The following is a 7,123-nucleotide window of genomic DNA, read 5'->3' on the forward strand; positions in this document are numbered from 1 at the left end:
GGCGAAATCATGACCGACGTCATCCGTGACTTCTTTAAAATGGAATCTGCTGGCGGCATCATACTAGTCATCGCTGCGGCGATCGCAATGTTTGTAGCAAACTCACCACTGAACGAAATGTACCAAGGTGTACTTCACAGTTACGTTCTTGGTATGTCTGTGTCTCACTGGATTAACGATGGCTTAATGGCTGTCTTCTTCCTTCTAATCGGCTTAGAAGTTAAGCGCGAACTTTTAGAAGGCGCATTAAAGTCTAAAGAGACAGCAATCTTCCCAGCTATCGCAGCTGTGGGTGGTATGCTAGCTCCTGCACTTATTTACGTGCTATTTAATTCAAGTAACCCTGAAGCGCTTCAAGGTTGGGCTATCCCAGCAGCGACTGATATCGCATTCGCATTGGGTATTATGGCTCTTCTTGGTAACCGTGTACCGGTTAGCTTGAAGGTGTTCCTATTGGCTTTAGCAATTATCGATGACCTTGGCGTTGTTGTTATCATTGCACTGTTCTACTCAGGCGACCTATCAACGCTTGCGTTAACGGTTGGTTTCATCGCAACTGGTGTGCTGTTCATGCTAAACAACAAGCATGTAACTAAGCTGAGTGTGTATCTCATTGTTGGTGCAATTCTGTGGTTTGCAGTATTGAAGTCTGGTGTTCATGCAACGCTGGCTGGTGTAGTGATTGGTTTTGCTATCCCACTGAAAGGCAATAAAGGTGAACATTCTCCGCTGAAGCATCTAGAACATGCTCTGCACCCATACGTCGCTTTTGCAATCTTGCCAGTCTTTGCTTTTGCAAACGCAGGTATTTCATTGGAAGGTATCTCAATCTCAAGCCTAACAGGTATGCTACCGCTTGGTATCGCTATGGGTCTATTGATTGGTAAGCCTCTTGGTATCTTTGCATTCAGCTGGGGTGCGGTGAAATTGGGTGTTGCTAAGCTCCCTGAAGGTGTGAACTTTATGAACATCTTCGCAGTATCTGTCCTGTGTGGTATTGGTTTTACAATGTCTATCTTTATTTCATCACTAGCATTTGGCCCAACGAATGTAGAGTTTGATACGCTTGCTCGATTAGGTATCCTGATGGGCTCAACGACTGCAGCTATCTTAGGTTACTTCCTGCTAAGTATTTCTCTACCGAAAACTAAGCATCAAGAAGTAAAACTATAATCGGTAGTCGGCTCGCTTAATAGGGAGCCTACTCACTGAGTAACAAGTCAACTTCTGAGTAGCAAGAAGAGTCACAGAGTCTCCCTCGACTCATGTGACGACAAAGAACAAAAAAGCCGTGATGGGCAACCCTATCACGGCTTTATTGATCTTATAACTAAGCTGCTGTTGTTCGACACTCGCTCTATGTCACATCTAGATCCACAGTGACAATGTCACGCTACTTTTCAAGCGTGGTAAATATGGTCCACTCCTCGACGATCTGTTCGCTTAGTCCGACAACTGTGGCTGTTACTCGGCGGTTCAGTGCATGAGACGTAGCATCGTTGCCATCGCTCTCTAAGCGGTTTTCACCGTAACCAACAACTCTTACTCGGCTCGGGTCGATACCATTCGACAACAGTTCATCTTCAACGTGGTGAGCGCGTTTCTTTGATAGCTCTAAGTTGTATTGACTCGCGCCGACTTTACTGGCGTAACCTTGAATCTCTATCGATGCACTTTGGTAGGTTTCTAAGAACTCAGCCATAGTGGTGATTTGATCTGAGAAGATAGGGTTAACTTCATAGGAGTCATTGGCGAAAAGGATGTTCAGCCGTCTGACTTCTTGCGAGCTAACCGTCTCTCCACAGCCTTCGTTGTCTACCAGAGACGACTCTGGTGTGCCAGGACAGGTGTCTCGTGCATTGACCACACCATCGTTATCATCGTCTTGCAGGTCAGAAATTTGCTCCGCTTCTGGCGTTTCTATGTAGGGCTCTTCATTTTGGCTAGAGCATGCACATAGCGTTATCGTTAATGCGGAAAGTAATAAATAAGGTCTCTTCATCATTAATACTCCACTGCCGTTGTCCACTCGTCTGGAATGTCGACCAGTAGAGCGTTCAATAGAGAGCCTGTCGCGTTCATTACACGGTATTTAGCGTACTGTTCAGAGTAATGCGCATCTAAGTAATCTTTGCGGGCTTCAAACAATTCGTTTTCAGTGTTAAGCAGATCCAGTAGCGTACGTTTACCGATTCGATATTGTTTCTCATAAGCGATAACGGTTTCTGATGCCGAATCCACGTGATCAGACAAGAAGTTCTTTTGTTGTAACGTCAGATCCAATGCACTCCAAGAGAGGCGAAGGCCTTCTTCAACTTGTCGATAAGCACGATCTCTTAGATCTTTTGCTTTATTGAGTTGGTAAGCTGCAGCTTCTGAATTAGCACTATCGGTACCACCGTTGTAGAGGTTGTATCGCATTCTCAACATTGCCAAAGTCTCTTGGCTCGAACCTTCATCGCCTCCAGCATCATCTCGCCATGATTGAGATGCCTCGATAGAGAACGTCGGGTAGTTAACCCCTTTTGATTGTTTGTACTGGAAGTGCGCTGAATCGACATCTGCAGTCGCGACTTTGATGACTGGGTGTTGGTCCAGAGCATCAACAAGCGCGTCTGATAATGACAGAGGAATCATAGAAATATCGGCTCTTGGGTAGACTAAGCCAAGCGGTTCTTGACCCACTATTCTTCTAAATTGGGTGTGGGTATCAATTAGGTTGTTCTGTGCGGCTAATAAGTTGCCGTGAGCTTTTGCAATCCTTGCTTCTACCTGAGATACATCTGCGGTTGAGCCTATGCCTGAGACTGCACGCTTTTTGATGTCTTTATAGATTTTCTTGTGGATAGCGAGGTTACTTTCCGAAAGGGCTAAAACTTCAGTTGCTTTGACTGCGTCTAAGTAGATCTGTGTGACCTCTAGCGCTTTGTCTTCGGCATCCGCGAGCAATTGCAAACGAACCGATTCTGCTTCTGCGGCAGTACGATCAATATCATTGAGAGTCGATGAACCATCCCACAGCAACTGAGTGAGGGAAATCGTCGCTTCCTTTCTTGTGAGATCGGTATCGGGGCCGTTATTTGGTGCAGGGTTTATGCCTTCGTAACCAATACCAGCATCCAGGTCGATACTAGGTCTATAAGCACCACCTGCGGCGTCATTTCGTTTCCGTACACTCACAAACTCATTAAAGATACTCTTTATCTCAGGATTGGTAGCCAAGGTAATGGCTACGGCCTGTTCTAAAGTTTGAGCAGAGAGTGGAGCTGCAATAACTAAGCAACACATAATAGGTAATTTCAACAGTCTCAAAGTAGGTCTCCTTCTACTTTTAAAAGCTCCCGCCGCTTCCCAACAAGCGTTTAACTACTTAATTGAAAAGGGTATTAAACGAAGCTTAGGACATCTGCAAGAAATTGCTAAGTTTGTTGGCTTTATTTCGAATGTAAGTCTCTATCCTTATTGATTAATTTACCAATAGTAGCAAGTGGCAAGCTTCGAATGGATGCACCGTAAATAGAGGAAACGTAGTATTAGGTTTGGACTCAGATAGGTAAACGTTGGCTAGTAGGTTGTTTGAAATACGAGTTCCAGTGATAACAATGTGCCAAGCATGGTAGTTCGACTCTTAGGAAGAAATGACAGCATATAAAGAGGCGGTCGCGCTGTTCAGGTTGTAGTTAGTAGCTGTGAAGAGGGGTAAGTAAGGCTCACTCTCGTCCCAAACAACAAACAAAAAAAAAGCCCAAACCAACGTGGTTTGGGCGGATACAAGTATAGGAGTTAATAAGGAAAATGCAGTAATTAAGAAAGCAGTGAGAAGAACAAGTTTGACGGCCTGTTAAACTTCTAAATACGCTGTTTTCTACCTAATTTAGGACTCTCCATTTCCATTTCAGTTCCAAGAAATTCATTATTTTTTTCTTTTTTTATAAACACACAGCGATTCAATCGGTTAGTGCTGAGTTTTATTAACTGGTACGACCAATTTGTGAAAATGTGATGTTGCTTGCTTGTTAAATAAATGTACAAAGCGTATATTTCAAACAGTTGTTTAATACGAGTGATTGAAATGGCACCAAGAAGTACAACCAAAGACAAAATCTTAGATGTGGCTGAAGGCTTATTTGCTGAGCACGGTTTTAATGACACCTCTTTACGTACGATTACGAGTAAAGCGAATGTCAACTTAGCTTCAGTGAACTATCACTTTGGCGATAAGAAGACTCTGGTTCGTGCGGTACTCAATCGTTACTTAGAAGCATTTATGCCAGCACTGCAAGATGCATTAGTGAACTTAAACTTGAACGAAACGTATTCTATGAGTGACGTGTTTGAGTCGTTGAGACAGCCACTAAGAGCACTTAATGATGTTAGGCCAAATGGTACAAGCCGATTCATGTTACTTATCGGCAGAGGCTATACGGATGTGCAAGGACACTTGCGTTGGTTCATTACTACTCGCTACAGCGAAGTACTTTCTTTGTTTACGACATCTGTAATGAAGGCGAATCCGAACCTCACTCAAGAACAGTTATTTTGGCGATTACACTTCACCCTAGGGACTTGTGTATTCACCATGGCATCAAGTCAGGCTCTGGTAGAAATTGCAGAGAATGACTATGACAGAAAGATAGATGCTAAGGCAGTGGTCGATATTCTTATTCCATATTTAGCCGCTGGCATGTCAGCAGAAGAATAAAACAATAAAAAGCGAAACATTCACAACCAATATAGTGAACAAAAGGATCTGAACTATGAGCTCTCTAAGACAAAAATGGGTAAGTGACCCAGCTTTTAAACTCTTTAAAAAAGTACTACCACCACTATCTAGCACCGAGAAAGAAGCGATGGAAGCGGGTAGCGTGTGGTGGGACGGAGAGCTGTTTTCTGGTAAACCAGATTTCACTAAGCTGCACCAATACCCAAAACCTCAGCTGACAGCAGAAGAGCAATCGTTCATGGATAATGAGCTTGAAACCTTGCTCGCTATGCTTGATGACCACCAAATTGTAAAAGAAGATCGAGACCTTCCTGAAGAGGTGTGGAACTTCTTACGCAAAGAGCGTTTCTTTTCGCTAATTATTGCGAAAGAGTATGGCGGTCGTGAATTCTCAGCACACGCTAACTCAACTATCGTAACTAAGATTGCGACTCGCAGTATCAGTACTGCGGTTTCAGTAATGGTTCCAAACTCTCTTGGTCCTGGTGAGCTGCTGTCTCACTACGGCACTCAAGACCAAAAAGACTACTGGCTACCTCGTCTTGCTGACGGTACAGATATCCCATGTTTCGCACTAACAGGCCCAGAAGCGGGTTCTGATGCGGGTGGTATCCCTGATGTCGGTACTGTGTGCATGGGCATGCACGAAGGTAAAGAGACGCTAGGTATCAAGCTTAACTGGAACAAACGCTACATTACACTAGCACCAGTGGCGACGGTACTTGGTCTGGCTTTCAAACTTCACGATCCAGAAAAGCTACTGGGTGACAAAGAAGACATTGGCATCACTTGTGCGCTAATCCCGGCTGACCACGAAGGTGTTGTGATTGGTGAGCGTCATGACCCACTTGGTCTTGCGTTTATGAATGGTCCAACACGCGGTCACGATGTATTTATTCCTATGGAATGGTTAATCGGTGGTGCCGATTACGCAGGTAAAGGCTGGCGTATGCTGGTGGAATGTCTGTCTGCAGGTCGTGGTATCTCATTACCCGCACTTGGCACGGCGATGGGCCACCTAACGGCGAAAACGACCGGCGCATACGCTTATGTTCGTAAGCAGTTCGGTATGTCGATTGGTAAGTTTGAAGGAGTTGCAGAGAGTTTAGGTCGTATTGGTGGCTTAACGTATCTACTAGAAGCGACTCGTACACTAACAACTACTTCACTCGATATGAAAGAGAAGCCGGGTATCGTTACGGCTATCGCGAAATATCACATGACAGAAATGGCGCGTACTATCCTGAATGATTCAATGGATATCCACTCTGGTCGTGCAATTCAAGATGGTCCAATGAACTACTTAGCTGCGCCTTACCTAGGTATTCCAGTTGCTATCACAGTAGAAGGTGCGAACATCTTAACTCGCAACCTGATGATCTTCGGTCAAGGTGCGACACGTTGTCACCCATACGTGCTAAGCGAAATGGAAGCGGCAGCAAACCCAGATGAGAAGCAAGGTGCGAAGGATTTCGATAACTTGTTGTTCAAGCATATCTCTCACGCAACTAAGAACACGTTTGGTGCGGTCGGTGCGGCATTGACAGGCTCTAAGTTCATTAAAGCGGATATGAGCGGTCCAACGAAGCCTTACTACCAAGACTTAACTCGCTTGAGCCGTGCGCTTGCAGTGAGTGCGGATTTCGCAATGCTTACACTAGGTGGCGAACTGAAACGTAAAGAGCTTATCTCTGCACGTCTAGGTGATGGTCTAAGTTACCTATACATGGCGTCTGCAGCGCTTAAGAAGTATGAAGATGAAGGTCGTCAACAAGCTGACCTAGACTACGTACACTACGCGGTTCAACACTGTTTCCATAACGCGGCTAAATCGCTACAAGAAGCGTACAGAAACTTCCCGAACAAGATGGTAGGTAAAGTACTTAAAGGTCTAGTTTTCCCTGTCGGTAACCACTTTGAAAAACCAAGTGATAATCTAACGGTACAACTGGCAGAAAGCTTGATGACTCCGGGTGCACACCGTGAACGTCTAACTCACCTTTGCTACATAGGCAAAGAAGAAGAGGATAGTGTTGGCCTAATGGAGAATGCGTTCAATGCGATGTACAGCATCAAGCCTCTCGAACGTAAGATCTTCAAAGCAGTGAAAGAGGGCAAAGTGGCTCGTAAAGGTCTATTGCAAGATAAACTTGCTCAAGCACTGGCGGCAGATGTTCTTACTCAAGACGAAGTTGACCAAATCATTGCAGCAGACAAACTTCGCTACGCAGCGATTCAAGTTGACCACTTCAGTCATGATTACAGTGAAACTTTGACGCGAAAAGAGTTAAAACCTAAGCTAAATAGCGTTGCTTAGATAAAGAAATGACAAAAGGCACCTTATTAGGCTGTCTCTTATACACAAATCCCTAAGCCACGCTTGGGGATTTTTTTTGAACT

At 44.6% G+C, this 7,123-nt stretch carries 5 protein-coding genes; 3 read left to right on the forward strand and 2 right to left on the reverse strand.

The genetic code is table 11. The features are described from left to right. Positions 1–9 precede the first annotated feature (9 nt). Complete coding sequence (gene nhaA / locus AB6E78_RS18375; RefSeq protein WP_372074202.1) at positions 10–1,173, forward strand: Na+/H+ antiporter NhaA; 1,164 nt, start codon at positions 10–12, stop codon at positions 1,171–1,173. Between the two features lie 220 nt (positions 1,174–1,393). Here the strand turns inward: nhaA and AB6E78_RS18380 are convergent, their stop codons facing one another. Together AB6E78_RS18380 and AB6E78_RS18385 are read right to left on the reverse strand one after the other, a co-directional pair. Further along, positions 1,394–2,005 carry an OmpA family protein gene (locus AB6E78_RS18380; protein WP_017060388.1) on the reverse strand — a complete coding sequence of 204 codons (612 nt, stop codon included), beginning with the start codon at positions 2,003–2,005 and terminating at the stop codon, positions 1,394–1,396. Beyond that, positions 2,005–3,312, reverse strand: coding sequence for a TolC family outer membrane protein (locus AB6E78_RS18385; protein ID WP_017095900.1), 1,308 nt, complete (start codon positions 3,310–3,312; stop codon positions 2,005–2,007). Before AB6E78_RS18385 ends, AB6E78_RS18380 begins: the two co-directional genes overlap by 1 nt. Before the next feature lie 760 nt (positions 3,313–4,072). Here AB6E78_RS18385 and AB6E78_RS18390 point away from each other — a divergent pair. Continuing rightward, positions 4,073–4,702, forward strand: a complete 630-nt coding sequence (locus AB6E78_RS18390) for a TetR/AcrR family transcriptional regulator (protein WP_017065403.1) — start codon at positions 4,073–4,075, stop codon at positions 4,700–4,702. A 55-nt stretch (positions 4,703–4,757) separates the two neighbouring features. Next, a complete protein-coding gene (locus AB6E78_RS18395) occupies positions 4,758–7,040 on the forward strand; it encodes an acyl-CoA dehydrogenase (protein ID WP_372134043.1) in 2,283 nt (760 codons plus the stop codon). Positions 7,041–7,123: the final 83 nt, after the last annotated feature.

Source organism: Vibrio sp. 10N.247.310.98, assembly GCF_041467395.1.
In the GTDB taxonomy this organism is placed as follows: Bacteria; Pseudomonadota; Gammaproteobacteria; order Enterobacterales; family Vibrionaceae; genus Vibrio; species Vibrio crassostreae_C.

Coding starts and splice junctions, on each gene's coding strand:
- AB6E78_RS18390 (WP_017065403.1), top strand. CDS start 4,073: ATGGCACCAAGAAGTACAACCAAAGACAAAATCTTAGATGTGGCTGAA.
- AB6E78_RS18395 (WP_372134043.1), top strand. CDS start 4,758: ATGAGCTCTCTAAGACAAAAATGGGTAAGTGACCCAGCTTTTAAACTC.
- AB6E78_RS18380 (WP_017060388.1), bottom strand. CDS start 2,005: ATGATGAAGAGACCTTATTTATTACTTTCCGCATTAACGATAACGCTA.
- nhaA (WP_372074202.1), top strand. CDS start 10: ATGACCGACGTCATCCGTGACTTCTTTAAAATGGAATCTGCTGGCGGC.